The organism is Myxococcus guangdongensis (assembly GCF_024198255.1).
Lineage (GTDB): Bacteria > Myxococcota > Myxococcia > Myxococcales > Myxococcaceae > Myxococcus > Myxococcus guangdongensis.
In genome coordinates this window covers 394,611-421,167 of the sequence record NZ_JAJVKW010000005.1, presented here as the reverse complement: position 1 = coordinate 421,167, position 26,557 = coordinate 394,611, and the positions used below count along the sequence as shown (strand labels likewise).

Annotated in this window: 18 protein-coding genes; 7 read left to right on the top strand and 11 right to left on the bottom strand. The window is 70.8% G+C overall.

Annotated elements, in window-relative coordinates; translation table 11 throughout:
• Positions 1-9: 9 nt before the first annotated feature.
• From uvrB to cysS, 3 genes are all read right to left on the bottom strand, one after another.
• Entirely contained in the window at positions 10-2,112 is a 2,103-nt protein-coding gene (gene uvrB / locus LXT21_RS18265; protein WP_254039420.1) for an excinuclease ABC subunit UvrB, read from the bottom strand.
• 84 nt (positions 2,113-2,196) lie between these two features.
• Positions 2,197-3,894: a M28 family peptidase gene (locus LXT21_RS18260; RefSeq protein ID WP_254039419.1), complete on the bottom strand. Its 1,698-nt coding sequence runs from the start codon at positions 3,892-3,894 to the stop codon at positions 2,197-2,199.
• Between the two features lie 44 nt (positions 3,895-3,938).
• Positions 3,939-5,411, bottom strand: a complete 1,473-nt coding sequence (gene cysS, locus LXT21_RS18255) for a cysteine--tRNA ligase (protein ID WP_407666998.1) — start codon at positions 5,409-5,411, stop codon at positions 3,939-3,941.
• 192 nt (positions 5,412-5,603) lie between these two features.
• On the opposite strand from cysS, the gene LXT21_RS18250 reads away from it, so the two are divergent.
• Positions 5,604-7,388 carry an FHA domain-containing protein gene (locus LXT21_RS18250; protein ID WP_254039417.1) on the top strand — a complete coding sequence of 595 codons (1,785 nt, stop codon included), beginning with the start codon at positions 5,604-5,606 and terminating at the stop codon, positions 7,386-7,388.
• On the opposite strand, the gene LXT21_RS18245 is transcribed toward LXT21_RS18250, so the two are convergent.
• Together LXT21_RS18245 and LXT21_RS18240 are read right to left on the bottom strand one after the other, a co-directional pair.
• Complete coding sequence (locus LXT21_RS18245) at positions 7,351-8,019, bottom strand: hypothetical protein (protein ID WP_254039416.1); 669 nt, start codon at positions 8,017-8,019, stop codon at positions 7,351-7,353. The genes LXT21_RS18250 and LXT21_RS18245 overlap by 38 nt on opposite strands.
• Before the next feature lie 72 nt (positions 8,020-8,091).
• Positions 8,092-8,586 carry a CarD family transcriptional regulator gene (locus LXT21_RS18240; RefSeq protein ID WP_013939202.1) on the bottom strand — a complete coding sequence of 165 codons (495 nt, stop codon included), beginning with the start codon at positions 8,584-8,586 and terminating at the stop codon, positions 8,092-8,094.
• A gap of 191 nt (positions 8,587-8,777) precedes the next feature.
• On the opposite strand from LXT21_RS18240, the gene LXT21_RS18235 reads away from it, so the two are divergent.
• Both LXT21_RS18235 and LXT21_RS18230 read left to right on the top strand, forming a co-directional pair.
• Entirely contained in the window at positions 8,778-11,237 is a 2,460-nt protein-coding gene (locus LXT21_RS18235; RefSeq protein ID WP_254039415.1) for a DNA internalization-related competence protein ComEC/Rec2, read from the top strand.
• Between the two features lie 4 nt (positions 11,238-11,241).
• A complete protein-coding gene (locus LXT21_RS18230) occupies positions 11,242-11,496 on the top strand; it encodes a hypothetical protein (protein WP_254039660.1) in 255 nt (84 codons plus the stop codon).
• A gap of 18 nt (positions 11,497-11,514) precedes the next feature.
• Here LXT21_RS18230 and LXT21_RS18225 read toward each other — a convergent pair whose 3' ends face one another.
• The gene (locus LXT21_RS18225; RefSeq protein WP_254039414.1) at positions 11,515-12,711 is read right to left on the bottom strand and encodes a carbohydrate-binding family 9-like protein; all 1,197 of its coding nucleotides are present in this window, start codon (positions 12,709-12,711) and stop codon (positions 11,515-11,517) included.
• A gap of 152 nt (positions 12,712-12,863) precedes the next feature.
• Here LXT21_RS18225 and LXT21_RS18220 point away from each other — a divergent pair, with 152 nt between their 5' ends.
• The 4 genes from LXT21_RS18220 (at position 12,864) to LXT21_RS18205 (ending at position 16,001) form a co-directional block, all read left to right on the top strand.
• Positions 12,864-13,481, top strand: coding sequence for an LppP/LprE family lipoprotein (locus LXT21_RS18220; protein WP_254039413.1), 618 nt, complete (start codon positions 12,864-12,866; stop codon positions 13,479-13,481).
• A 19-nt stretch (positions 13,482-13,500) separates the two neighbouring features.
• Entirely contained in the window at positions 13,501-14,214 is a 714-nt protein-coding gene (locus LXT21_RS18215) for a hypothetical protein (protein ID WP_254039412.1), read from the top strand.
• Positions 14,215-14,278: 64 nt separating this feature from the next.
• The gene (locus tag LXT21_RS18210) at positions 14,279-15,034 is read left to right on the top strand and encodes a YqjF family protein (protein WP_254039411.1); all 756 of its coding nucleotides are present in this window, start codon (positions 14,279-14,281) and stop codon (positions 15,032-15,034) included.
• 109 nt (positions 15,035-15,143) lie between these two features.
• Entirely contained in the window at positions 15,144-16,001 is an 858-nt protein-coding gene (locus LXT21_RS18205; RefSeq protein ID WP_254039410.1) for an FHA domain-containing protein, read from the top strand.
• A gap of 4 nt (positions 16,002-16,005) precedes the next feature.
• Here LXT21_RS18205 and LXT21_RS18200 read toward each other — a convergent pair whose 3' ends face one another.
• The 5 genes from LXT21_RS18200 to LXT21_RS18180 form a co-directional block, all read right to left on the bottom strand.
• On the bottom strand, positions 16,006-16,437 hold the full coding sequence (locus LXT21_RS18200; RefSeq protein WP_254039409.1) for a PH domain-containing protein: 432 nt from the start codon (positions 16,435-16,437) through the stop codon (positions 16,006-16,008).
• A gap of 63 nt (positions 16,438-16,500) precedes the next feature.
• The gene (locus LXT21_RS18195; RefSeq protein ID WP_254039659.1) at positions 16,501-18,114 is read right to left on the bottom strand and encodes a tetratricopeptide repeat protein; all 1,614 of its coding nucleotides are present in this window, start codon (positions 18,112-18,114) and stop codon (positions 16,501-16,503) included.
• Between the two features lie 104 nt (positions 18,115-18,218).
• On the bottom strand, positions 18,219-19,529 hold the full coding sequence (locus tag LXT21_RS18190; protein WP_254039408.1) for an adenylosuccinate synthase: 1,311 nt from the start codon (positions 19,527-19,529) through the stop codon (positions 18,219-18,221).
• 12 nt (positions 19,530-19,541) lie between these two features.
• Positions 19,542-23,207 carry a UvrD-helicase domain-containing protein gene (locus LXT21_RS18185; RefSeq protein WP_254039407.1) on the bottom strand — a complete coding sequence of 1,222 codons (3,666 nt, stop codon included), beginning with the start codon at positions 23,205-23,207 and terminating at the stop codon, positions 19,542-19,544.
• On the bottom strand, positions 23,204-26,443 hold the full coding sequence (locus LXT21_RS18180) for a PD-(D/E)XK nuclease family protein (RefSeq protein ID WP_254039406.1): 3,240 nt from the start codon (positions 26,441-26,443) through the stop codon (positions 23,204-23,206). Before LXT21_RS18180 ends, LXT21_RS18185 begins: the two co-directional genes overlap by 4 nt.
• Between the last annotated feature and the right edge of the window lie 114 nt (positions 26,444-26,557).

Genomic DNA, 26,557 nt, shown 5'->3' with positions numbered 1-26,557 from the left:
AGGCGCCTCCTAGCGGCGCGGCTTCGCCCGTGACGAGCGACCCCGGCCCCGACCCTTCTTCGGCGCGTCGTCCTCCTTGGCCTTCAGCGGGCCCTTGAGCAGCGAGCGCGACGCGGGCTTGAGGCCCAGGTCCATGTCCTTCAGCAACTGCACCTTGTCGCGGTACTCGGCGGCCTTCTCGAACTCCATCGACTCGGCGGCCCGGTGCATGTCCTGGGTGAACTCCTCGATGAGGCGCTTGAGTTCCTTGGACTCGAGCACGTCGTCCTCGCCCTCGGCCGCCATGGGCAGCGCGCCGGCGGACTCCGCGTCGTAGAGGTGCTCGGACAGGTCCGTGATGTGGCTCTTGACGGAGCGCGGGGTGATGCCGTGGTCCTGGTTGTACTGGCGTTGGATGTCCCGGCGACGGGAGGTCTCCTCCAGCGCCTTCTTCATCGAGTCGGTGATGGAGTCCGCGTACATGATGACGCGGCCATTCAGGTTGCGCGCGGCGCGGCCGATGGTCTGGATGAGCGACACGTGGCTGCGCAGGAAGCCCTCCTTGTCCGCGTCGAGGATGGCCACCAGCGACACCTCGGGGATGTCCAGGCCCTCGCGCAAGAGGTTGATGCCCACCAGCACGTCGAACTCACCCTTGCGCAGGTCGCGGATGATGGCCGTGCGCTCGATGGCGTCGATGTCCGAGTGCAGGTAGCGCACGCGCACGCCCACGTCCGCGTAGTACTCGGTGAGGTCCTCGGCCATGCGCTTGGTGAGCGTCGTCACCAGGACGCGCTCGTTGCGGCTGACGCGGACGCGCACCTCCTCGAGCAAGTCGTCCACCTGGTTGCCGACGGGGCGCGTCTCCACCTCCGGGTCCGTCAGGCCCGTGGGGCGGATGATCTGCTCCACCACGACACCCTGGGACTTCTGCAGTTCGTACTCGGACGGCGTCGCCGAGACGAAGACGGCCTGGGGCACCAGCTCCTCGAACTCACCGAACTTCAGCGGGCGGTTGTCCAGCGCGCTGGGCATGCGGAAGCCGAAGTTGACCAGCGTCTCCTTGCGCGCGCGGTCTCCCCGGTACATGGCGCCAATCTGAGGCACCGTCTGGTGGCTCTCGTCGATGAGCACCAGGAGGTTTCGCGGGAAGTAGTCGATGAGGCACGGCGGCGGCTCCCCCGGGGCCCGCCCCGAGAAGTGCCGCGAGTAGTTCTCGATGCCGTTGCAGTAGCCGACCTGCTCCATCATCTCCAGGTCGAACATGGTGCGCTGCTCCAGCCGCTGCGCCTCCAGCAGCTTGCCCTCGCGCTTGAAGGTGCCGAGCTGCTCGGACAGCTCGTCGCGGATGGTCTGGATGGCGCGCCTGCGCGAGTCCTCACCGGCGACGTAGTGGCTGGCGGGGAAGATGACGACTTTCTCCAGCACGCCGAGCGTCACGCCGCGCAGCGGGTCGAACTCGGTGATGCGCTCCACCTCGTCGCCGAAGAAGCTCACGCGGATGGCGCGCTCCTCCTCGTAGGCGGGGAACACCTCCACGGTGTCGCCGCGCGCGCGGAAGGTGCCGCGGTGGAAGTCCATGTCGTTGCGCTCGTACTGGGACTCGACGAGCCGGCGCATGAACGCGTCGCGCTCCATCTCCCCGCCCTGGTCCACGCGCACCGCCAGGTCCACGTAGCTGCGCGCCGTGCCCAGGCCGTAGATGCAGGAGACGCTGGCCACAATCACGACGTCGTCGCGCGTGCGCAGCGAGTGCGTGGCCGAGTGGCGCATGCGCTCGATGTTGTCGTTGATGGACGAGTCCTTCTCGATGAAGGTGTCCGTCGACGGGACGTAGGCCTCGGGCTGGTAGTAGTCGTAGTACGAGACGAAGTACTCGACGGCGTTGTTCGGGAAGAGCGACTTGAACTCGCCGTAGAGCTGGGCGGCCAGCGTCTTGTTGTGCGCGATGACCAGCGTGGGCCGCTGCACGTTGGCGATGATGTTCGCCATCGTGAACGTCTTGCCGGAACCGGTGACGCCCAGGAGCGTCTGGTAGCGGTCGCCCCGCTGCACGCCCTCCGTGAGCTCGCCAATGGCCCTCGGCTGGTCGCCCTCGGGCTGGTGTTCGCTGACGATCTGGAACTCAGGCATATCCGCGAGGTTTAACACCCTCGCGGAGCGAAACACTGCACATTTGTACCCGCTCGTCGACCGGCGGACGGAGCGCGCCCTGCCCTACTTCGAGGCGCCCTCCGACGGAGGCGTCCTGGGCGACTCGAGCGCCTTCAAGGCCGCCAGGCGGGCCGCCTCGAACTCGTCGCCCTTGTTCCAGCGCGGCAGCTCCGGCACGCGGGCCACGTGGGCTCCCAGGAGGAAGAACAGCCGGGCGTCCTCCACCGCGCCGGACATGTCCCAGTCGGCGCGCAGCTCGTCGGACGGCTGATGGTAGTGCTTGGCCTCCCACGCCTCGCGCTGCTGACGGCCCCAGCCCTCCGGCTTGCCGATGAAGTCCATGCCGCTGCCGAAGTACGCGGCGGGGATGCCCTGGCGCGCGAAGTTGAACTGGTCCGAGCGGTAGAAGAAGCCCCGGTCCGACAGCTGGTCCGCCTTCACCACGCGGTTCTGCGTCTTCGCCAGCCCCGTGATGACGGCGTCCAGGTTGGACTTGCCCAGGCCGATGACGGTGATGTCGCGCGTGCGTCCGTGGATGTTGGCGCCGTCGATGTTGACGTTGGCGGCGATGCGGCCCGCGGGCACCGGCGGATGCTCCGCGAGGTACTGCGAGCCCAACAACCCCTGCTCCTCCGCGGCCACCGCGGCGAAGAGGATGGAGCGGCGCGGGGCCTTGGGCAGCGAGCGATACGCGCGCGCCACCGACAGCATCGCGGACACGCCCGCCGCGTTGTCGAGCGCGCCGTTGTAGATGGTGTCCTCGCCCGGCTTGCCGCCCTCCTTCTTGCCCAGGTGGTCGTGGTGCGCGCTGTAGAGCACCACCTCGTTGGACAGCTTCGCGTCGCCGCCGGGCAACAGCGCCAGCACGTTCGCGGTGGGCCTGCGGCGCACCTCGTTGGCGAAGCGCGTGGACACCGTCACGCCCAGCGGCACGGGCTGGAAGTCGCGCGACTGGGCCGCGGCGCGCAGCGTCTCCAAGTCCTGCCCCGCGAGCTGGAGCACCCGGCGCGTGGCGTCCTCCGTCGTCCACGCCTTCACCTGGAGGCGGGGACCGGTGGTGGCGGGGAGCTCGAACTGCTCGCCCGTCCACGACGACTGGACCACCTGCCACGGATAGCCGGCGCTCTGCGTGGTGTGCAGGATGATGGCGCCCGCCGCGCCCACCTTCGCCGCCTGCTCGTACTTGTAATCCCAGCGGCCGTACCACAGCCGCGTGCGGCCGCCGAAGATGCGCGGGTCATCCTCCGGGTCGCTGTTGAGGATGAGCAGCGTCTTGCCGCGCACATCCATCCCCTTGAAGTCGTCCCACGCGTACTCGGGCGCCTGGATGCCGTAGCCCACGAAGACGAGCTCGGAGCCGTCCAGCCGGGCCTCGGCGCTCTGCACGCCCGACACCGCGATGAAGTCCTCGTGGAACTTCAGCTCCGCGCCGCCCTGGGGCGCGCGCACGGACAGGGTCTCCGGATGGCCGGTGACACCCACCAGGTCGAAGGGTTGGAAGTACGTGCCGTCCGCGCCCGCGGGCTTCAGGCCCAGGGCCTCGAACTGCGAGGCGATGTACGCCTGTCCCAACGCGTCGCCCCGGGTGCCGGGGCCGCGTCCCTCGAGCAAGTCGTGCGCGAGGAAGCGGATGTGCGCGCGCAGCACGTCCGGGTCGATGGTGCCCGCGGCCGTCTTCTCGGCGGGCGTGACGAGGGGCGCGCGCTGGGCGAGCGCGGGAGCGGAGGCCAGGGCCAGTAGCAGTGACAGCAGGTGCTTCATGGTGCCCCGAGCCCTAACACGAAGGCCCGGGGCACCGCAGCCCTTCAGCCCTGCTGGGCCGCCACCTTCCACGAGGTGCCAGCGGGCGTATCCATGATTTCCACGCCCTTCTCCTTCAGCGTGGTCCGCACCCGGTCCGCGGCGGCGAAGTCCTTGGCCGCTCGAGCGGCCGTCCGCTCACCGAGCAGCCGCTCCACCTCCGCCACGTCGATGCCCCGCTCGCGCACCGCGCGCTCACGCCGGCGCAGCAGCCACGCGCCCGAGTCGTCCTCGAACAGGCCGAGCACGCCGGACACCTTGCGCACGTCCTCGCGCAGCGCGCGCAGCGTGCGCCCCACGAGCGCCTTGTCCTTCACCGGCGGCTTGTCGGTCAGCTCGTTCATCAGGCCGAACAGCCCCGACAGCGCGCCCAGGCCGCCCGCGCTGTTGAAGTCGTCGTCCATGGCGCACTCGAACTCGGCGAGGAAGCGGTGGGGCTCGCCGTGCAGCGGGCCGTCGCCGAAGTCCTTGCCCGCGAGCCGCTCGTCCACCTTGCGCAGCGTCTCGTAGAAGTACTCCATGCGCGCCTCCGCGTCGGCCAGGGCCTTGTCGGAGAAGCTGAGCGGGTGGCGGTAGTGCGTGGAGAGGAAGAAGAAGCGCAGGGCCTCCGCGTCCACCCGCTGGAGCGCGTCGCGCAGGCGCACCACGTTGCCCAGCGACTTGGACATCTTCGCGCCTTCCAGGTCCAGGAAGCCGCAGTGCATCCAGTACTTCGCGAACTCCACCCCGTTGGCGGACTCGCTCTGCGCGATTTCGTTCTCGTGGTGGGGGAAGATGAGGTCCAGCGCGCCGCCGTGGATGTCGAACGTCTCACCCAGGTACTTCGCGCTCATCGCGGAGCACTCGATGTGCCAGCCCGGACGCCCCGGGCCCCAGGGGCTCTCCCACGCGGGCTCGCCGGGCTTGGCCGCCTTCCACAGCGCGAAGTCGAGCGGCTCGCGCTTCTGGTCGCCGGGCTGCACGCGCTCACCCACGCACAGGTCCTCGAGGTGTCGCTTGGACAGCTTCGCGTAGTCCTTGTCGGCGCTGACGGAGAAGTACACGTCGCCCTGGGACGCATAGGCGAAGCCCTTGTCCACGAGCTTCTGGATGATGCCGATGATTTCCGGGAGGTGGTCGCTCACCTTGGGCGCCACGTCCGGCTCCAGCATGTGCAGCGCCTTGGCGTCCTCTCGGAAGATCTCCACGTAGCGCGCGGCCAGCACCACCGGGGCCTCGCCCGTCTCATGGGCGGCCTTGATGATCTTGTCGTCCACGTCCGTGAAGTTCCGGACATAACGAACCTGGAGCCCCCGGTACCGGAGGTAGCGGACCACCACGTCGAACGACGTGAAGGTGCGAGCATTCCCGATATGAATGTAGCTGTAGACCGTGGGCCCACAGACATAGACCCCCACGCAGCCCGGGACAGAGGGCTGCAAGAGCTCCTTCTGCATGGTCATCGTGTTGAAGAGCCGGATGGTGGGGGGAGTCGTCACTTGCGCCATTCCTCCTGGAGGTCCGTCTTTGTGCGTGTGGCCGCCACTCTAGATTCCCGGTCCCTGTACAGGCCAGCATTCACGGGGTCTTGAATCCGGAAGGGCTTGGGGAAACCATCGGACCTGGACAACTTCGGACGCCCAGGCCCTGAGAACCTTCCAGCCGGTCCTCAATCAGCGAGAATGGTGTTCATGGCTCCACCGAATCCCAAGCGCCCGCCCCGCCCTCCCCGCCCGCCGGGTTCGCAGGCGCCGAAGGAGCCCGAGGTGGAGCTGCCCTTCGACGACGACGAGGTCGCGCCCCTGCAGGCCGACGACCCGCGTCCCCAGCGCGTGCCCCAGTATCCGGCGGGTCCGCGCAAGGCGCCCCGGCAGGGCTCGGGCAAGGGTCGGGACAAGGCAGACCGGGAGCTGTCGCCCAAGTTCGACTGGGGGCGCGAGTACTCCAACCCCGGCCACCCGCCGGCCTTCCTGTACGTCGAGCGCGGCCCCGGAATCGGGCAGCTGGTGCCCGTGCAGCAGGGCTCGCTGGTGCTGGGGCGGTCCTCTTCGTCGGACCTGAGGCTGCAGCACCCGTCCATCAGCCGGCGGCACGCGCAGATCATCCGCACGGGAGACCAGTTCCTCCTGAAGGACCTGGGCAGCCAGAACGGCACCTTCCTCAACCGCGTCCGCGTCACGGGCGAGGTCGAGGTGATGTCGGGCGACGAAATCACCCTGGGCAACGCGCTGCTGCGGCTGCGCGGTCCGGGAGGCACGCCCGCCGCGGGCCTGCCCGCCATCTCCCAGGCCATGCCTCCGCCAGTGCCACACAAGCGAGGGTTGGGGCCGCTGGGCGTCGGGCTCGTCGCCGCGGGCGTGGGCTCCACCGTGGCCGCGCTGGTGACGGTGCTGGCCGTGGGGTTGAGCTCGAATCGCGCGGTGAATCCCACCGAGGGCGCGACGACGAACACGGGAGCGGCGACGGCGCGCGGCGACACGAATACCGAGCCGCCCCTGCTCGTGGACCCGGGCAACGCACGCGCCGTGACGGGGCGCGCGCCCCAGGAGGGTGCTGGCGGAGAGAACGCGGGGACAGCGAAGGTCGAGCGGGCTGCCTCGGATGAAGGTTCGAGCGCGCCGCGCACGGGGAAGGTCACCTCGGCGCCTGCTGGACTCAGCGCTCGCGACATCGCCCGGAATGGCAGCCGCACCGGTCAGCAGCAGGACACGGGCTCGGGTGGCTCACGGACCGGTGAGGCCTCGGATGGCCAGAGCGCATCGAACACGGTGGCAGCCACCGGAATGAGCGCGCGCGACATCGCCTCGGGAGCGAGCCGGGGTTCGCCGTCGGGCAGCACGGTTGCATCACCGACGCCGAGCGCGAGAGACATCGCCTCCGGTGCGAGCCGGGGTTCGTCGTCGGGCAACACCGTTGCCTCACCGACTCCGAGCGCCCGCGACATCGCCTCGGGCGCCGTCCGGCCGAGCAGCCCCAACGCGGACGTGGAGGTGACGGCCTTCCCCGAAGCCACCGCCTCGGCGTCGGATACCAAGGCGCCTCCCGCGAAGCCCACGGGCCCCGTGACGGAGACGGACGTCCTGCGCCTCTACGAGGCCAACGACCTGACTGGCGCGATGGACCTGGCCAAGGGCGGCCGACTCACCACGCTCCACGCCCAGCTCGTCCGCTTCGAGGCCGCCAACGCCGAGTCCCGCAAGGCGCTCGCGAAGGGCGACACGGCGCGCGCCATCTCCCAGCTCGCGCTCGCGGCGCAGCTCGACCAGGAGCTCTCCAAGGGCTGGAGCCGTCAGGGGCCGCAGCTGCGCAAGCAGCTCTCCATCCTGTACGTCCGCTCCGGCGTGGACCACGTGAAGGCCCACGACCCGAGCGCCGCGCGGGCCGCCTTCCAGCAGGCCCTCAAGTACGACTCGGGCAACCGCAGCGCCATCGAGGGCCTCAGGCGCCTCGAGACCACCGCCGAGTCAGTCCCCTGACCAGCAGCACCGCGTTCAACACCGCGAACGCGAGCAGCGCCAGGGCCACCAGCACCCGCCCCCGGTCCTCACCGGGGCGCTCCCCCTCGATGAGCAGCCACAGCCGCCCCTCGTGGGGCTGAACCGCACCCATGCCCTTCAACAACGCGAGCGCGTCCCCGTAGCGAGGCGCGTCCTCCTGCGCCAGGAGCCGGCCCCGGATGCCGAAGGGCCTCGAATCCGGCGACGGAGGCGGTCTGCCCTCCACCCAGTCCTCCCCGGGCAACGCGAGCCTGCGCACGACGAACGGCGACTCGCGCAGGCCCACCAGGACGAACGTCGCCCCGCCCTCGCGCTCGTACGCCCCCCGGGCCGCCGGGAGGCCATGCACCTGGGCATAGCGATTGGAGACCAGCGCGTCGAACCGATAGTCCCCTTCCACCCCCAACGTGAGCGGAGCGGCCGGAGAGAAGACATAGGCCAGCTCACGGCGCTGCATCGCCAGCAGCGAGAGGCTCACCACGATGCCCAGCACCGCGGCCAGCGGCCTGACCCCCACGCGCCGGCGCGCGAGCCTCGCCTCCAGCTCGGCGATGCGAAGGTCCCGCTCGGCCCGCGCCGACGACGAAGAGGAGGATGACGGCTCAGTCATGACGCACAAAGACGAAGCCCCGAGCTCCCTGTGCGGGAACCCGGGGCGGGAGTGTCGGGCTGGAGGCCCGGATCAGGCCAGGTTGAAGATCTTCTTCAGGTCCGACTCGATCTCTTCCTCGGAGCAGTCCTTCGCGAGCGACAGCTCCTTGATGAGCAGCGAGCGCGCGGTATCGAGCATCTTGCGCTCGCCGAACGAGAGGTCCTTGTCGCCCTTCAGGAGGTAGAGGTCACGCAGCACCTCGGCGATCTCGAAGACGGAGCCCGTCTTGATCTTCTCCATGTACTCCCGGTACCGACGGTTCCAGGTGGTGGAGTCGACCGAGATGTCCTTCTCCTTGAGGATGGAATAGACCTGCTTCACATCCTCCTCGCTGATGATCTCCCGGAGGCCGACCGATCCGACCTTGTTGATCGGGATCATGATCCGCATCCCGTTCTCCAGGATGCGCAGGACGTAGAATGACTGGCGCTGCCCGGCCACTTCGGTGTGCTCGATACCCATCACCTCACCGACGCCCTGGCCCGGATAAACCGCCTTGTCACCAGTCTTGAAGCTGGTCTGCACTAACTGCCTCCTTGAAAGACTCGCAACCGGCCTTCCATCAACAAGCCGGGCACTACTACCACAAACCACATCAACGGGCAACGATAACGCCTTGACCACCCAGAACGCGTCCGACTACGTTGTCGGTTTTCGTACGCGATGACGCTCGGTGTGCGAGCTGGCGTGACGGACGGTGCAGGTCGGGGTGGTGGGTGGAACGTTACGCTTGGCGCGACCTGGGGACGCGTCCCCTCTTTTTTCCTTCGTTGAGCCTGCTGCTAGGCGCTCTCTGGTCACCCGGAACGGATGGCTCGGCGGAGCTATTTCTGGTCTGCGGGGTTTTGCTGGGGCTGTGCGGCCTGGCGCTCGCCCGGCTGCCTGGTGCTCACCTGGCGGTGTTGGGGGCACTCTGGATGGCGGGAGCCGGCCTGTCGCACTGGGAGGCCCGGGTGCGGGTGCCCGCGTCCCTCCAGCGTGGTGGAGAGGCGGTGCTGGAGGGCGAGGCGGAGCGGGTGGACCCCGTGGAGGGCGGCACGCGCGTGAGGCTCGTGGTGGCCCGGGCGGGCCCCTCGGAGGCGGCGCTCGAGCCGGCCCGGTTCAAGGTGAACCTGACGTTGCGTGGAGCGCCCCTGGAGCTGCTGCCGGGTCAGCGGCTCCGCGCGCGGACGCGGCTCTCCCCGGACGCACCGGCGGCCAACCCGGGTGAGAAGGACTTCTCCTCGGTCCGGCGGCGACAGGGCGTGGCCTTCACCGGGTCCACGAGCACGGAGCGGGTGCTGGTGCTGTCGCGCGCGTCGACGTGGCGGTGGACGCTGGAGGGGACCCGAGAGCGGCTCGCGGAGCACACGCACCGGGTGGCGCCGTCGCGTGACTCGGCGGCCCTCTTCCTGACGTTGGCGGCGGGACGCCGGGCGGAGCTGGACGCCGAGTGGGAAGACGCCTTCTCACGCGCGGGCCTCGCGCACGTGCTCAGCGTGAGCGGCCTGCATGTCGCGGCGCTCGCGTTGATGACGCTCGCGGTGCTGCGGCGGTTGCTGGTGCGAGCGGGCGCGCGGTGGCGGATGTTGGATGCGCGTCGGGTGGCGGCCCCCGCGGCCGTGCCCTTCGTCTGGGCCTATGTCCTGTTCACCGGGAACCAGCCTCCGGCGGTGCGCTCGGCGGTGATGGCCACGGTGGTGCTGCTGGGGCTGGCGTGGTGGAAGCGCGCGGACGGGCTCAACGGACTCTCCGCCGCGGCGCTGGTGCTGGGCTTGTGGGCGCCCTCCAGCGTGGAGGACCTGTCGTTGCGGCTGTCGTTCCTGGCGGTCTTCGGACTGGTCGTGCTGGTGCCCGCGCTTCGGCTGGCGCTGCCCCTGACGCCCGCGGACCCTCGCGAGCCGCGCAGATGGGTGCGGCTGTGGCATCAGTCGCGTGAGGCCATGGCGCAGACGCTGTGCGCGAGCGGCGCGGCCACGCTCGCGGGGCTGCCCGTGGTGGCCTCGGCCTTCGGGCGGGTGAGCCTGGCGGGGCTCTTGTCGAATGTCGTCGCCCTGCCCCTCTGTGGCCTGCTCACGGGGCTGGCGGCGGGAGGCGCCGCGCTGTTCGTCATCTCGCCCGTGGTGGCCACGCCCGTGCTGTGGGCGGGCGCGTGGGCGTCGGAGGCCCTGTTGTGGGTGACACGCGTGTTCGCGGCCATGCCCCTGGCCTCGGTGGAGGTGCCGTCGCTCGGTGTCTGGGCCGCGCCGTATGCGCTGGGATTGCTGGTGTGGGCCCTGGGCTCGGGGCGGTGGAGACACGGCCTGTGGCTCACGCCCGCCGCGCTCGTCGCCACCGTGCTCGTGCCCCGACTGATGCCGCAGCCAGGCCTGCGCGTCACCTTCCTCGCCGTGGGGCAAGGCGACGCCATCGTGCTCAGCTCGCGGGGCCACCATGCGCTGGTGGACGGAGGCGGTGCGCCCAACGGCGCGGACACGGGCACGCGCTTCGTGCTGCCCTACCTGCGCCACCAGGGCATCTCCGCGTTGGATTTGACGGTGCTGTCCCATCCCCATCCGGACCATGCGCTGGGATTGATATCGACCTTGGGACACGTGCCCACCGCGCGCCTCTGGCTGCCCGCGGGTGACGAGGGAGGTCCCTTGTCACGGCAGGTGGTGAGGGCCGCGGGGAGCGCGCGTGTCGAAGAGGTGGAGGCGGGCCATCCACCGCTTCGCCTGGGAGACGCGACGGTGGAGGTGCTGGGGCCACCCGGCCCGACGGAGCGGGAGCTGCTGGAGGGCGTCAACGACCGCAGCGTGGTGCTGCGGGTGCGCCATGGCGACGTCACCGTGCTCCTGCCCGGCGACATGGAGCACGACGCGGAGGAGCTGCTGACGGAAGGCCTGGGCCCGGTGACGGTGATGAAGGCACCACACCACGGCTCCCGGACGTCCTCCACCCAGGCGCTGCTGGAGCGGGTGCGGCCCCGGCACGTGGTCTTCTGTGTCGGCCGGCGCAACCGCTTCGGCTTCCCCCATCCGGAGGTCGAGGCGCGCTACCGCGCCCTGGGCAGCGAGTGTTGGCGGACGGACATCGACGGCGCCGTCACCGTGGAGAGTGATGGGCGGGAAGTCCGGCTGGTCCCTCACCTGACGCGCGAGCCGGAGCCCTCCACGCCGCGACTTGCCGTGGGTGAGCGTCATTCCCATCGTTGAGTCGATGATTCCCGAGGACATCGACCTGCGGCAGTTGACGGCGGACCTGAAGTCCAAGCTCGGCCCCGGAGAACCCGTGGGCTATCTGCGCGGCAAGTCGCTCATGCGCGACCTGCTCGTGGACCTGAAGGGGTACTCCCAACAGGAGGCCGAGGAGCTCATCGACACGCTCGAGCTCCAGGGCTTCCTCCGCTTCCTCGGGGACCCCTCCGAGCGCTCCGTCGCGGATGCCCAGTGGGACATCACCCCGCACGCCTGAGCGCGCGGGAGCGACACCTCACTGGAACGTCAGCCGCCCGAAACGTGGCAGCGCGTGGAAGTCACCGACGTAGAGCGGCGAGAAGGCCTGGCCTTCCACCGTCTTCCGGCCGTGGTGCTCCAGCCGATAGAGGTTGAAGCGCCACGTGTCCCCGGGCTGGGGCGGCACCCGGGGAACCTCCGCGAGCTTCGCGAAGGGGATGCGCATCTCCACGGACCAGCCCTCGTCCTTGTCCGAGGCGTCGTCCAGCGTGCCCCGCACCTTCACGGCGGACGTCATCCCCGAGTCCCACGACAGGTCCATGCCCTGCCGACGCGCGGGGAAGTACGCGTCGAACTGGACGTTGTGCGGCGACACCTGCAGCTCGTTGTACGTGCGCCCGTCCGCGTTGGCGTCGAGGAAGATCTCCACCACCTCCTGCTCGTAGATGGGGTCGTCGCGCTTGCGCAGCGTGCCCCACACGTCCGGGTCCTCGCAGTCGAAGGCCACGTACAGGTACGCGTCGTCGTAGGCCAGGCGCGCCTCGGTGCGCAGCCGCACCGCGCGCCCGTCGAAGCTGCCCTTCAGCACCACCGGCGTCGCCGTCTTCCAGACCGCGTCATCGAGCACCCCATCCAGCTTGGGCGCCGTCTGCGCCCGACGCACGACGTACTCGGGGAGCTCCGGCGCGGCGCCGCCGAGCTGGGGCCCGAGCATCCGGTTCGCGCCGTCCTGCGCGGAGGCGTCATCCACGGCCAGGCGCTCGTCGCCGCGCCAGAACCCCAGCATCACCCGCGCGGGCGCGTTGGGCATGGGCACGACGTGGACATCCTCGATGACCTTGCCCACCGGCCACGAGGCCAACGGCGCGGCGCCGTCCTGGATTTCGTGGTCCGCGTTGACGACCATGCCGCCGCTCGCCACGTCCACCACGTGGACGAAGAAGCCGTAGCCCTGGGGCGGCTGGGTGCGCGCCTGGAAGTAGTGCGCGAGCTGGACCTGCTGGCCCGGAGCGGCGTTCGCGGGCGTCACCTTCGAGCCCAGATACACCACCGAGCCCCCGGCGAACGTCGTGCCCGCGCGGAAGGTCAGGTCGGAGGGCGCGGCGTCCAGCATGCGGGCGCGCGCGGGCTCCGGCAGACGCTGCGTGCGTGGCTTGGGGCCCGCCTGTTCATCGCGGCACGCGGCCGTGAAACACGAGAGGGTCAGGAAGAGGACGATGGAGGGAGTGCGCATCGGCGCCGGGCATCCTAGCGGCCTTCCCGCGACGAGGTGGGCTCCATCGCGCCTCCGTCCGACCCGGGCGGCCCTCCGCTCACCTGCCCGCCCGCGCGTCCCACGTCCCTTTCGCGCGCGCCAGCGCCATCTTGCATCCGGAGGTCCCGCCCATGTCGCGACGTCGAGTGCTCGTCCCCGCCGTCCTGTACCTCGTGGCGCCGCCCTCCCTGGCCGCGTCGCCTGGGACACCCGACGCGCCCCAGGCCCTCGGCTCCGCCTGGGTGGACACCCAGCCCCTGGCCTCGTGGAACGTCTCGGGGGCCCCGCTGCCCAAGGCGCCTCGTGGCGATGGCCAGTCCCTGCGCACCGGCCCCTGCGCGAAGCTCACACGCAAGCCCACCACCGCGTCGGACCGGGCCCTGGTGAAGGCGGGCTGGACGCTCTTGGGCGCGCTGCAGGTCTACGACACGACGGAGGTCATCACCGCCGCGGCCGAGGGTGATGGCCAGTGCCGCGCCATGGGCTACCAGGTGTTCGTCTTCGTCGACGGCCGCTTCGCGGGCACGCTGTCCCCGGAGCCCATGTCGGACCGGTTCGACGGGGCGCTCGGGGACGTGCGGCTGGTGAACGCGAAGAGCCTGACGGGCCAGGTGCGCCGCTACGCCGACGAGGACCCCCTGTGCTGTCCGTCCCGACAGGCCTCCGTCGACTACGAAATCCGGCCCGGCCCCAAGGGGCCCGTGGTGACGGCGACCTCGGCCACCACGAAGCCGACATCCTCGCAGTGACAGGACCTGGAGGCCACGCATGAGCACGTCATCCCCGGTTCCCCAGGAGCTTCGCAAGGAGCTCGCCGACGCCCTCCTCCACCTGCGCCCCGCACGCGAGCGCCGGCGCGAGTACGCGTTCGAGTTGATCGCCACCGTGCTGCTCGCGCTCGCCACCGTCGGCTCCGCGTGGAGCGCGTACCAGGCCACGCGGTGGAGCGGCGAGCAGTCCTTCCAGTACAGCAAGGCGAACGCGCTGCGCGCCGATGCCATCCGCGCCGCCAACGAGATGGCGCTGCTGGTCGAGGTGGACACGAGCACCTTCGCGAACTGGGCCGCCGCGTGGAGCGACGGCGACGAGAAGCGGGCGCGGTTCTTCGAGCAGCGCTTCCGCGAGGAGTTCCGTCCCGCCTTCGAGGCGTGGCGCGCGCAGGGCCTCGCGCCGGGCATCGCCCCGCCGGACACGCCCTTCACGCGGCCCGAATACTACCCGGCGCCTCGTGAGCGCAGCCGGCTGCTGAACGACGAGGCCGCCACGACGTTCGAGCGGGCGCGACAGGCCACCCAGCACGGCGACAACTTCACCTTCTGCGTCGTGCTCTTCGCCTCCGTCCTCTTCTTCGCGGGCGTGGCGACGAAGCTCGACCACCCGTCGCTGAAAATCGCGTTGCTCGCCCTGGGCGTGGTGATGATGGTGGTCGGGAGCGCTTACATGTTCTCGCTCCCACAGAACATCGGCTTCCGACTCCAGTAAGGCGGAGTGCGGGGGCCTTGACGGCCTCCCGGACGCACGGGCCTCGCCCGGATTACGAAGGGACATGGGCCCCTTCCTGACAGCCACATGGCGCTACCTCGTGATGCTCAACTACGAGGTGGATCCGAAGGTGCTCGCGCCGCTCGTCCCCCGAGGCACGGAGCTGGACACGTGGCAGGGCAAGGCCTTCGCCAGCATGGTGGGCTTCCGCTTCCTCGACACGAAGGTGCGTGGGCTCGCGGTGCCCTTCCATCGCGACTTCGACGAGGTCAACCTCCGCTACTACGTGCGCCACCGCGGACCCGAGGGATGGCGCCGAGGCGTGGCCTTCGTGCGGGAGCTCGTTCCCCGGTGGGCCATCGCGACGGTGGCGCGCGTCGTCTACAACGAGCCGTACCTGGCGCTGCCCATGCGACACACGGTGGAGATGGACGGCGCCGAGAAGGGCGCACCGGGCCACCTCGAGTACGGCTGGAAGCACGAGGGCCGCTGGCATCGACTCGCGGCCCGCACGCGAGGCGCTCCCCTCCCCAGCACTCCGGATTCGCAGGAGGAGTTCATCACCGAGCACTACTGGGGCTACACCCCCCAGCGGGACGGCGGCTGCGCGGAGTACCGCGTGGAGCACCCGCGCTGGTCCGTGTGGAAGGCGGAGGACACGGTCTTCGAGTGCGACGTGGCGAAGCTTTACGGCGAGCGTTTCGTGCCCTTCCTGAGAGGCACGCCCGCCTCCGCGTTCGTCGCGGATGGCTCCGCGGTGGCCGTCCATCCCGGCGCGCGCGTGTCGGAAGTGAACACTTCCCTGAACCCGAGCCCCTGAGCCGTCTCGCGGCGAGGACGGGCCGGGCCCGCGCCCGGGACGCACCCGCGCGCCAAGCACGCGAATCCCCAGGCACCGGGGCGGTCCATCCGTTGCTCCAGGCCGGGCCATGCGCTTCGAATTCCAGCACCTGGGCACCACCACGCCCTTCGAATTGCCCGAGGGTCATCACCTGCTGGGCGGCGGTCCCGAGGACCATGTCCGCCTGGAGGCCCTGCCTCCCCACCTCTTGTCCCTGCACATCGAGGGGCAGCGGCTCATGGTGGAGGCGACCCGGACCTTCGACGTCAACGGCGTGCTCGTGCCACCGGGTGTGTCGAGGCTGGTGCTCCCCGGCGAGGTGGTGGGCCTGCCCGACACGATGCGCCTGAGTGTCCTCCCGGAGACACCCGAGCAACGCGCCCAGGGCACCGTCGCCGTGCTCAAGGGACTGCTCACGGGCCTGGACGCGGCCCCTTCCCGCGCGGCCACCCTCACCTGCCTGACGGGACTCGATGTCGGCCGGATGCACGCGCTCGCGGACACGCGCACGGACCTGGGCCGGGGACAGGAGGCCACGCTGCGCCTTCGCGACAGGTCCGTGTCCCGCAACCACGCGCGCATCCACCACGAAGAAGGCGTGTTCGTCCTGGAGGACCTGGGCAGTCCCAACGGCGTCTACGTCAACGGGGAGCGCGTCCAGGAGCCTGTCACGTTGTGCGACGGCGACGTGCTGGAGCTGGGGCGCACGCTGCTGCGCTTCCAAGCCGCGCTGGATGAGGCCCCCGTGGGGCCCGCCCCCTCCGAGCCTCCCGAGGAAGATTCTGTGAGCGCCGGGCCCTCGGACGTCCCGCCCCCCTCGGGGACGGAGCCATCGGAGACGGCGCCCCCTCGGCGGAAGGCTCGCGCGGAGTGGTGGCTCATCGGACTGGGAGGCGCCGCGGCGCTGGCGGGGCTGCTCGTCACCTATGTCCTGACGACGACCTAGCGCGTCAACCCGGCAGCGGGGCCAACCCCGCGCGTTCGACGAGAATCCGGGCGAGCATCTGGTGGTGCAGGAAGAAGCTGGTGAAGTGGACGAATCCCCACTGTCCACGGATGGCGTAGACGGTGACGGGGCCTGGCAGCACGTCCACGTTGCGGATGTCCGAGAACGCGAAGCGTCGGGTGCGCACCATGCCCCGGTAGGTGATGCCCCGGGCGTCCACGACGATGAGCGTGCGCGCGTAGTACGTGAGCGAGACGCCGAAGAAGAGGATGAAGAAGCCGGCTGAGAGGAAGGTCTTCAGCGGCACCCCTTCGAACTTGAAGAGGTAGAGCAGCACCGCCACCCAGAGCAGACCCGCCGCCGCCATCGCAGCCGAGAGGCTACGACGAGGGCGAAAGACCTGCCGTCCGTTCATCTCCGCGTCGCGCCCGGTCATGCCTCCAAATTAATGCTTGGGGCTGACAGGGTCCACCTGCCCTCCGGCCCGCCTGGCCGCCGGTCAACGCAGCTTCACGGCCTTCTGTCGAGATTCCTCCTGGAGCTGAGGCCGGACGTCCGCGGCCGACGAGGCGGCATAGCGCTCGTAGAGCCCCCGCGCCTCCGCGTTGCGACCCAGGGCGCGGTAGGACTCGGCCAACCCGTACAGGGGGGACGCCGCCTGGGGCTCCAGCTCCATCGCGAACTGATAGTCCGCCGCGGCCTCCGCGTAGCGACGCAGGCCGATGTTGGCGCTGCCGCGCGCGGTGTAGGCCACCGCGAGCATGGGCTCCAACTGGATGGCCTGGGTCAGGTGCGTCAGCGCCGTGGCGAAGTCGCGCGAGCCGATGCGCTGCACGCCCTGCTCATACGCCCTCCGGGCCTGCGCCCGCGTCGTCTCCGCGACAGGTCCGGAGCCCGGAGCCTGTCCCGCCGCCTGCGGCGAGGCACCCGACTGCGCCATCTTCGTCCGCGCTCGCGCGATGTTGTCCTGCGCGCTCTGACGGATGGCCACATCCTTCGTGAGCTGGATGGCGACCTCCCACTTCTCCACCGCCTGCCCGTAGTAGCCGAGCACCGCCAGCGCGTTGCCCAGCTTGAACAGGGCCTCCACATGGCCCTCGTCCGCGTGCGACGCATCCATGAAGGCGAAGGCCGCCTCGCGGTAGCGGCGCTCCTTCATCAACGCGTCGCCATCCCGGATGCGCGCCGCCGCCAGCGCGGGGTTCGGCGTGCGTGCCGGGGCCACCTCGGCCGAGGGCTTCGACGGGAAGGGCACCGGCTCCTGCGCCGTGGGCGTCGCGGCGGGCGGGGCCACCGCGGCGCTCGGGGGCATCCCCTTCTCACGCAGGTCCGCGCCGTCGGCCGTCGCCGCCGAGGGAGTCGTCACCGGCGCGACGGCCAGCGTGCCCGTCGTCGGTGCCGCGACGACGCCCGGGAGCGGCTTCGGGGTCTCGGGCGAGGCGCCGGGGGGGCTCGTTGCCGCGACGACGCCGGGGAGCGACTTCGGGGTCTCGGGCGAGGCGCCAGGGGTGCTCGCCGGAGGCGCCGACGCGACGGCACGCGGGAGCGGCTTCGGGGACTCAGGTGGCAGGGGCGAGGCGCCGAGCGACTTCAGGTAGCCACGCGCCTTCTGGACCCAGATCTGCTCCGAGGGCCGGTTCTCCCGCGCGATGTAGCCCTGATACGCGGCGATGGCCTTGAACTTGTCGCCGAGCTGACGGTGGCTCTCGGCCAGGCCGTAGTAGCCGTCCGCGTCCTCCGGCTCGAGCTCGACATAGCGACCGTAGGCGCGGGCGGCGGTGGCGGCGTCCCCGGCCTTGCGCGCGGCATAGCCCAGGTTGAAGTACGCCATCTTGTGGAGCGGGTCCGCCTGCGTGGCCTCGACGAAGCGCGCGATGGCGTCCTTCAGCTTGCCCTGTCGGAAGGCGACGCTGCCCAGGCCGTTGAGCGCCGGGGCATAGCCAGGCGTGGCGGCCAGCGCTTCACGGTACGCGGCGGCGGCCACCTCCAGGAGACCGGCGCCCAGGGCGGACTCGCCGCGAGCGAAGGCGTCCCGAGCGGACTCGGAGGGCTCCGCGGCACCGAGCAGCAGCACCGCGGACAGGACGATGACGGACTTGCGCACCAGGTGCATGACGTCCCCCAAGGGGTTGCACCGGTTGCCGTAGCAGAAACCGGGGACGACGTCACGGTGCGCCCACACCCTCGGTGGGAGTTTCTCCGAGGGTGTGGCCCGTCTCAGCTCCGGAAGGGGTTCTGCAGCAGCACCGTCTCACCGCGGTCGGCGCCCACGGAGACGCACACCACGGGCACGCCGCTGACCTCTTCCACGCGGCGCACGTAGCGCTTCGCGTTCTCCGGCAGCTCGTCGAAGCTGCGCACGCCGGCGAGGTTCTCCTCCCAGCCAGACAGCGTCTCGTAGATGGGCTTGACGCGCGCCAGGTCCTCGTAGTCGCCGGGCAGCTCGGTGATCTTCTCGCCGTCCAGGTCGTACGCGTTGCAGATCTGCAGCGACTTCAGGCCGCTGAGCACGTCGAGCTTGGTGAGCGCCATGCCCCACAGGCCGTTGACGCGCGCCGCGTAGCGCAGCACCACGCCGTCCAGCCAGCCGCAGCGGCGGGGACGCCCCGTGGTGGCGCCGAACTCGTCGCCCACCTTGCGCAGCTGGTCGCCGATGGCGTCGCTGAGCTCCGTGGGGAACGGCCCGCCGCCGACGCGCGTGGTGTAGGCCTTGCTGATGCCCATCACCTTGTCGATGGCCGTCGGGCCCAGGCCCGAGCCCACCGCGGCGTTGCCCGCCACGCAGTTGGACGACGTGACGAAGGGATAGGTGCCGTGGTCCACGTCGAGCAGCGTGCCCTGCGCGCCCTCGAAGAGGATGCGCGCGCCGCGGCGCACCTGACCGGCGAGGTACAGCGAGGCGTCGTGCACGTAGGGCTTGAGCCGCTCACCCAGCCCGGAGAACTCCGCCAGGACCTGGGGCACCTCCAGCTGGGGCACCGGCACGCCCGCCTTGCCACACAGCTCCCGGAGCTCCTCGAGGGCCTGGGGCAGCCGCTCCTCGATGCGCTTGCGCAGGCGCTCGGAGTTGAGCAGATCCCGCATGCGGATGCCCCGGCGCGCCACCTTGTCCTCGTAGCACGGGCCGATACCGCGGCCAGTGGTTCCGATGGCGCTGCCACCGCGGGCCTTCTCGCGGAAGCTGTCCAGCAGCTTGTGCCACGGAAAGATGACGTGGGCATTGTCGGAGATGATGAGCTGCGAGTCCTCCTTGAGGAAACCGCGCGCCTTGAGCGCGTCGATCTCCCCCACGAGCACCGCGGGGTCCACCACCACTCCGTTGCCAATGACACACGTCTTGCCCTGGTGGAGGATGCCCGAGGGAATCAGGTGCAGGACCGTCTTCTGCCCACCCACCACGAGCGTGTGCCCCGCGTTGTTGCCGCCCTGGAAGCGGACGACCAACTGGGCATGCTCGGTGAGCAGGTCCACGACCTTGCCCTTACCTTCATCTCCCCACTGCGCTCCGATGACGACGACGTTCGGCATGGTGCCCGCCGCTTAGCACGCGGGAGGGGCCGGGTGACAGTGTTCCGAGAAGCCACAATGCAGGGCCTGGCAGGTCGCCCTCTCTCGTCCCGCCCAGGCGCCACGCACCTCCCCCCGGGCCAGGGCCCGCGTCGCGTCAGCGAGCCGCCTGGCGGCCTCCTCGGGGCGAGCCACGTCCGCTCGCCACTCGGGCTCCGGTCGCTCCTCACCCAGGAAGACGACGCCCACACGCACGGGGACGCCCGCTCGCACCATCCGTCGCGCCGCCAGCTCCAGCGCGTCCAGCTCGTGCGCGTACGCGGCCGCCCCCAATGGATGTCGTCCGCCCGACTTGTAGGTCACCACCACCGCCTCGCCGCGAGGTGACTCCCAGAGGACATCCATCTCACCCTCCAGGGAGATGCCCTCCGCCGCCACCAGGGTGAAGGCCAGGCTCCGGTGCACGCCGCGCGGCGGAGACTCCGCCAGCAGCCTCGCGAAGTCGGTGCCGAGCCAGCGCTCCGCCGTGCCCAGGACCGCCTCCATGCCCGGGTCCTCCGCCAACGCGCCGGCCTCGCGCAGTACGGCCTCCAGGTGCGCGCGGCGCTCCGTGACATCCACGTCACGCGCCGAACACAGCCGCAGGTCGGAGGCGCGCAGCAGGTGGCGCACCAGCTCCGCGGGGCCGCGTTCGGGGAGCCAGCCCTCCGGCTCGACGACGAGCGCCGTCTCGCGCGGAGCGACCTCCCAGGGCCATGGCGCGCCACGAAGTCCCAGACGGTGCAGGTAGTGGAAGCGGCGCGGACAGGTGATGAAGTCCTGCACCGAGCTCACGGGCGCGCTGAGGGACTCCGCGGACTCGGCCAGGTCCAGCGTGCCGCCGCGCACGCGCAACAACGCGGCCTCCACGCGGGCACCCGCGCGCGCCAGCGCCTCGGGCCCCGGCGGCTCTGGGTCCCTGGGTGGAGGCAGGTCGTCCACGTCCACGTCCGTGACGAGCTCGCGCGTGGTGATGTCCTCCAGCCTGGCGTCGACGAGGTGCCACCACGAATCCTTGCCCGCGCGCGGCTCCTCGCCACCGGAGAGCACCAGCAGGTCCCTGGCGCGGGTGAGCGCCACGTAGAGCAGGCGGCGATACTCCGCGTCCTCTCGGGACTTCAGCTCCTGGCGCACCGCCTCGAAGCGGTTGGAGGTGTAGCCGTCCAGCGAGTCCGGCACCCAGGGGCGAAGGGCGATGCCGTGCGAGCGCTCGAAGTGGGCGCGCGCGGAGGTGCTCCGGCGTCGCCCCCCCATGCCGGGCACGACGACGATGGGCCACTCCAGACCCTTGGCGCGGTGGATGGTGAGCAGTTGCACCGCGCGCGGGTCTCCCGCGTCGAGCAGGTCCGCCTGCGCTTCGTTCGGCGAGGACTCGGCCAACATGCGCAGCTCGCGGGCGAAGGCCACGCAGCCACCCGAGCCCCGCTCGTCGCGACGCGAGGCCAACGCCAGCAGCTTCTCCACGTTGGCGCTCGCCTGCTCCGCATAGGGAGAACCCGCGAGCGCCTCGCGGTAGCCCGTCAGGTCCAGCGCGGAGAGCAGCAGCTCCCTCACACCCAACCTGTCTCGCTCCTGGCACAGCGCGGGCAGTGCCTCCAGGAAGGTCCGCAGGCGCTGTCGCTCGCGCTCCGGCAGCGTGGCGAGCACCTCATCGTCCCTCAGTCGAGGTGACGCCAACGACAGTGGCTGCTCCCCGGCGAGCAGGAACAAGGTCGCGTCCGAGAGGCCCACGAGCGGCGAGCGCAGCACGGCGGCGAAGGCGAGCGCGTCCTCCGTGTCCGCCAGCAGCGCCAGCAGCGAGGCCAGGTCCAGCACCTCCTGCGCGCCGTAGAACCCGCGTCCGCGCAGCACCCGGTGCGGCACGCCGTGACGGATGAGCGCCTGCCGGTACACCTCCAGGTGCGTGAAGGTCCGGAAGAGCATCGCCACGTCGCCACCGCGCGCGGGACGCGAGCCCTCGCCGTCCTCGCGAGCCACCGTGGGGAGCGCGCCGGGCGCGAGCAGGATGCGCAGCCTTCGCGCGGTGCAGTCCGCGTCCAGCCACCGCAGGTCTCCGGCCGTCTCCTGTTCCTCCAGGTGGACCCGCTCCACCACGGGGGCCTCGGTGAGCGAGGCACGCACGGGCGACAGGTCGTCCTCCTCCGGGACGTAGACGACCTCGAACGGACGGGGCGCGTGCGAATCCGCCGCCACCAACACCCCGGCGAAGGCGTGGTTGAAGAAGGACAACAGCCCCGGCACCGAGCGGCGGTTGTGCTGGAGGAAGCCCCGCGTACCGCCCTCCTCCTCCACCTTCTTCGACAGCTGCGTGAAGACGGAGACGTCCGCGCCACGAAACTCGTAGATGGACTGCTTGCGATCTCCCACCGCGCAGAGGAACGCGGGCTCCAGCGGCAGCGCGGAGAGCAGGTCCATCTGCGGCGTCAGCTCGCGAGGCCCCCCCTCGCGCTGCTCCGCGAGCAGCAGCACCAGCTCGAGCTGGAGCCGGTTGGTGTCCTGGAACTCGTCCACCAGGAGGGCGCCCACGCGCTCCTGCACCTGCCGGCGGAACTCGGGATGGTCGCGCAGCAGGTCGCGCGCCTTGACGAGCAGCGAGGTGAAGTCGAACACGTTGCGGCGGGCGAACTCCGCGTCGTGGCGGGTCTCCACGCGGCCCAGCAGCTCGCGGAAGGTCTCCTCGAAGGGCGCGGTGTGCCACGCGGCCCACGCATCGACGAGCATGCGCACCGAGCCGTCCGTCTTTCCCTTGTAGATGCGCCAGTACAGCTCGCGCACCGGCCCCGCGGCGCCCTTGCTGAGCCGCGCGATGTTGCGCGTGTCCGTCGCGAAGCAGGCGCGCAGCCACGGGTAGCGGTCCCCCTTCTGGAAGTTCTCCGCCGTCATCCCGTTGAGCGCCTTCTCCAGCGCGCCCACCAACAGGCTCCACTCGCCCTTGGCGTCCAGGGCCCGCACTTCCATGCACAGGCGCAGGCACTCCTTCAGCGCCTCGTCGAACTCCTCGCGGGCCTGCGCCACGTCGGCCACCGCCGCCGAGGCCGCGCGCAGTCCCTCTTCGCGCAGCTTGCCGTAGACCGACACCAGCGCGGCGACCAGGCCGTCCGAGAAGCCGGAGCCGGAGAACCCCAGCTCCTGGCACAGCTCACGCACGCGCGCGTCGCCGGCCTCCAGCGCGTCCAGCACGACGCGCTCGCACACGTCCTGCACCAGACTGGACGCCTCGAGTTCGTCGAGCACCTCGAAGCTCGGGTCGATGCCCACCGCCGGCGGCGCGCGTCGCAGCAACTGACCACAGAGCGAGTGGAACGTGCCCACCGTGGCCGCGCCCAGCTCCTCGCGCAGCTGTCGCCACGCCTCGGGCAGCGGGAAGGGGCGGTCCAGCCGGGAGAGCGACGCGCGCAGCTCCACCTCCTGGTCCAGCTTCGCCTCGCCCTGCGCCAGACCATCCAGCCGCTGCCGCACGCGCGAGCGCATCTCCGCCGCGGCCTTGTCCGTGAAGGTCAGCATGCACAACCGCGCGGGGCGCAAGGGGCCCCCCGCCTCGCGCGCGCCCGCGAGCAGGTGCAGCGTCATCGTCACCAGGCTGTACGTCTTGCCCGCGCCGGCGCCCGCCATGAGCGCCAGGTTGCGCTCCAGCGCGAGGATGGAAGGGGCCGTGCTCAACTCCCCTCCTCCGTCATCCGTCGCTCGGTGATGCGGCACACGGCGCGGAAGCCGCAGGAGCCACAGTCCTGGGGCCGCGCGGCGAACTGGCCCTCGCGAAGCGTGCGCACCAGCGACTCCACGGCGTTGGGCAGGTTGCGTCCGCCCTCCTTCTCCGCCACCTTCGCGCGCACCTCGGGGTCCGTGGACAACAGCTCGTCGAGTTCCTGCGCGGGGACCACCTCCGACAGGTGGATGGTGTTGCCCGTGCGCAGCGAGAACCACGCGGCCTGGCTCGCGTTCTGGTGGCCACTCTCCCTGGCGGCGAAGAGGTACAGCGGCAGCTGGAAGTCGGACGTGAGCAGCCGCTTCTTCAGCTCGTTCTTGTCCAGGCGCCCGGACTTGTAGTCGATGACGCCCACCTCGGAGCCCGACACATCGAGCCGGTCGATCTTCCCCTCGAAGACGATGGCGTCCCCGTCGATGGGCAACATGACGTGGCGCCATCGGTCGTCATCGGCGGCGGGGCCGAACTGGAGCTCGAAGCCCTCCGGCACCATCCGCTCGAAGGGCAGCCCGCGCCGCTCGTCCACCAGGATTCGCCGCGCCATCGACCGCGCGCGCTCGTGCGCCAGCTTCCACAGCGCGGGGTGCCCCACGTGGTGGAACTTCTCGAAGTGCGCCACCGCGGACTGGAGCGCGGAGTCCAGCAGCTCCTCGGGAATCTCCTCCGGCGCCTTGCCGAGCAGTTGGTGCTGCTTGAGCGACTGGAAGACCTCCTCGACGACGCGGTGCCAGAAGGTGCCGCGCCCGCGCGCGTCGAACTCCTCGCCCGGACGGTCCGGCTCCGACACCTTCAGGCCGTACGTGAGGAAGCCCTGGAAGCCGCAGTTGCCGAAGCGCGCGAGCGCGGACGCGGACAACGGTCGCGTGAGGTCGAAGCGGAAGGCCTCGCGCAGCGACGCGCGCATCGTGTTGGCGTCGACCGAGCCCGTGTACTTCCCGGGCTTCATCTTCGGGTCTCCGAAGAAGTACAGCCGCTCCACCTCGACCAAGGACAGCTCGCGCGCACCCGAGTACCAGGCCTCGCGGTCGAAGTAACGCTTGAGCAGCGGCGCAGCGGCGTCCGGCTCGGTGACGCGCAGCTTCGGATACGAGAGGACCTCGAGCGCCACGCAGCGCCGCAGCTCCGACTCGGTGAGCACCTCGTCCAACGGAGGGATGGGCGGCAACGAGCGCGGCGTCCACTTCAGCGCGGTCAGCCGGCGAACCTCCTCCAGGAACGAGGACGGCACCTGCTCCTGTCCGCCCGCCCCCTCCACCGCGAAGGACAGGCTCAGCGTCTCCTCCGCCGCGGCGAGCGCGCTGGCGAACAACAGGCGGTCCTCGGTGAGCCGCCACGCCGCCCGGTCCTCGAACTCACCGCCCGTCAGCCGGAACACATCACGGCCCAGGTGCTGATTGAGCGCCGAGCGCTCCGCGTCCGCGAGCAACGGCGAGGGCACATCCCGTCCCGGGAAGCGTCCCTCGGTGAGCCCCGCGATGAAGAGATGACGGAAGGAGCGTCCAGGCACCTCCGCCGCCTCCAGCACCTCCACCGCCGCGCCCCTGGGACCTCGCGCGGGCAGGTACGCTTCCGACATCGCGTCGCGCAGCCATCGACCGAACGTGCGCCGACGCAGCACCGGGCCACCGCCCACCGCCTTCATCGTGCGCAGCAGTCCCTGCACGCGCTGCCGCAGCGCCTCACGCGCGGCCTCGTCACGCGCCCGCGCATCCAGCGCCCGCTCCGCCAACCCACCCTCCGCTCGCGACTCCAACGGCCCCTCGGAGTCCATCAGCCCCAGTCGCTCCACCACGTGCCACCACGCGGCCAGCTGCTCGGCGACAGGCGCCTTGTCGGGGATGCGTCGGCAGTAATCCAGCAGCAGGCCGCAGCGCTCGCGCAGCACCCGCACCGACTGGATGCGCGCGCTGCCGTCCTTCTTCTGTGCGCCTTGCAGCGCCTGGAGCCGACGCGCGAGGCCCTCCAGTCGCACGTCGTACGCACCGCGTCCTCGCAGCGCGCCCAGGCGGTCGTCCCGCACGGCGGCCAGCGCGAAGAGGCTCGCGGGCGACTCCGGACCTCCGCGCGACAGGATGTGCGCGTAGCGGCTGCCCACCAGCTCCGCCACGCGCTCGGCGGGGAAGCCGTCCTCCACCAGCAGCGGCAGGTCCAACGCCAGTCGCACCGGCCCGGCCAGCGAGAGCGGCTCACCCCAGGGCAATCGCACCGGTACGCCCAGCTCACCGAGCGTCTCGGCGAGCCACCCCGCCTCCGCTCCCAGCTCGCGGTACGCAATCGCGATGTCCGATGGCGCGGCCCCTTCGGCGATGAGCCGGCGCACGTCCCGCGCCACCAGTCGCGCCTCCTCGCGTGCCGTGGCCGCGCTCCAGATGCGAGGCTGGGTCTTCGCGTCCTCGAGCACATTGCGCGGCGCCCGGGGCGAGAAGGCGAAGCGGCCCAGGTCGATGAACGGCCGGGACTCGAAGGTGACGTCCGCCTTGAAGAGGTCCACGTGCGGCATGGACTCGCCGCGGTTCTCGAAGGCGCGGAACAGCGAGGCCAGGGCCGCGTCCGCCACCGGAGAGCCTCCCACCGGCGTCTCCACCCGGAGCGTCACGCGCCGCGACTCACACGCCGCGGCCAACGCCAGCAGCAGCTCCAGGCCGGAGGGGCGCACGTCGTACACCCCATGCAGCACGAGCGTCCCCACGCCATCCCAGCTCACCGGCCACGAGCCCTGCCCCAGCGCCTCGCGAGCACCGCGCAGCACATCCTCGCGGTCCGCGAGCCCCAGCTCCGCCAGCTTCTGCTCGTACAGGTGATACAGCCGGGCGAGCACCCGCACGTGCTTCTGCCGCTCGGGCGGGAGGACCTCCACCGCGTCCTGGAGCTCCCGTGGCGACAGGCGCCCGGCCTTCAGGTCCAGCACCACCTCCAGCCCCGCGCGCGCGAAGGCCGGCTCCCGGACGTACTCGCCGAAGTGCGTGTTGCCCAGCTGCGGCCCCAGCGAGGACATCACCGCGCGCGCCAGCACCGCCGGACAAGGACGCCGGTTCAGCTCACGAGCCCCGCCCAGCGCGACGAGCAGCTCCTCCCACGTGAGCAAATCCCGCCCCACCGCCAGCCCCCGCGCGTTCCCTTCCGCGCGCAACGCGGCCTGACGCCGGCTGGCGTCGGGGAACACATGGAGGGTGCGGACGGGACGGGCCATGGATGCGTGGAGTCTAGAACGACCGGACGGGTCGCTTTCATGCTCCATTCCTCACTCCGCGCCCAGTGTGTTCGCGAGCCCGCCTGCCTGCCCACCTGTTTCCCATGGTTGGCC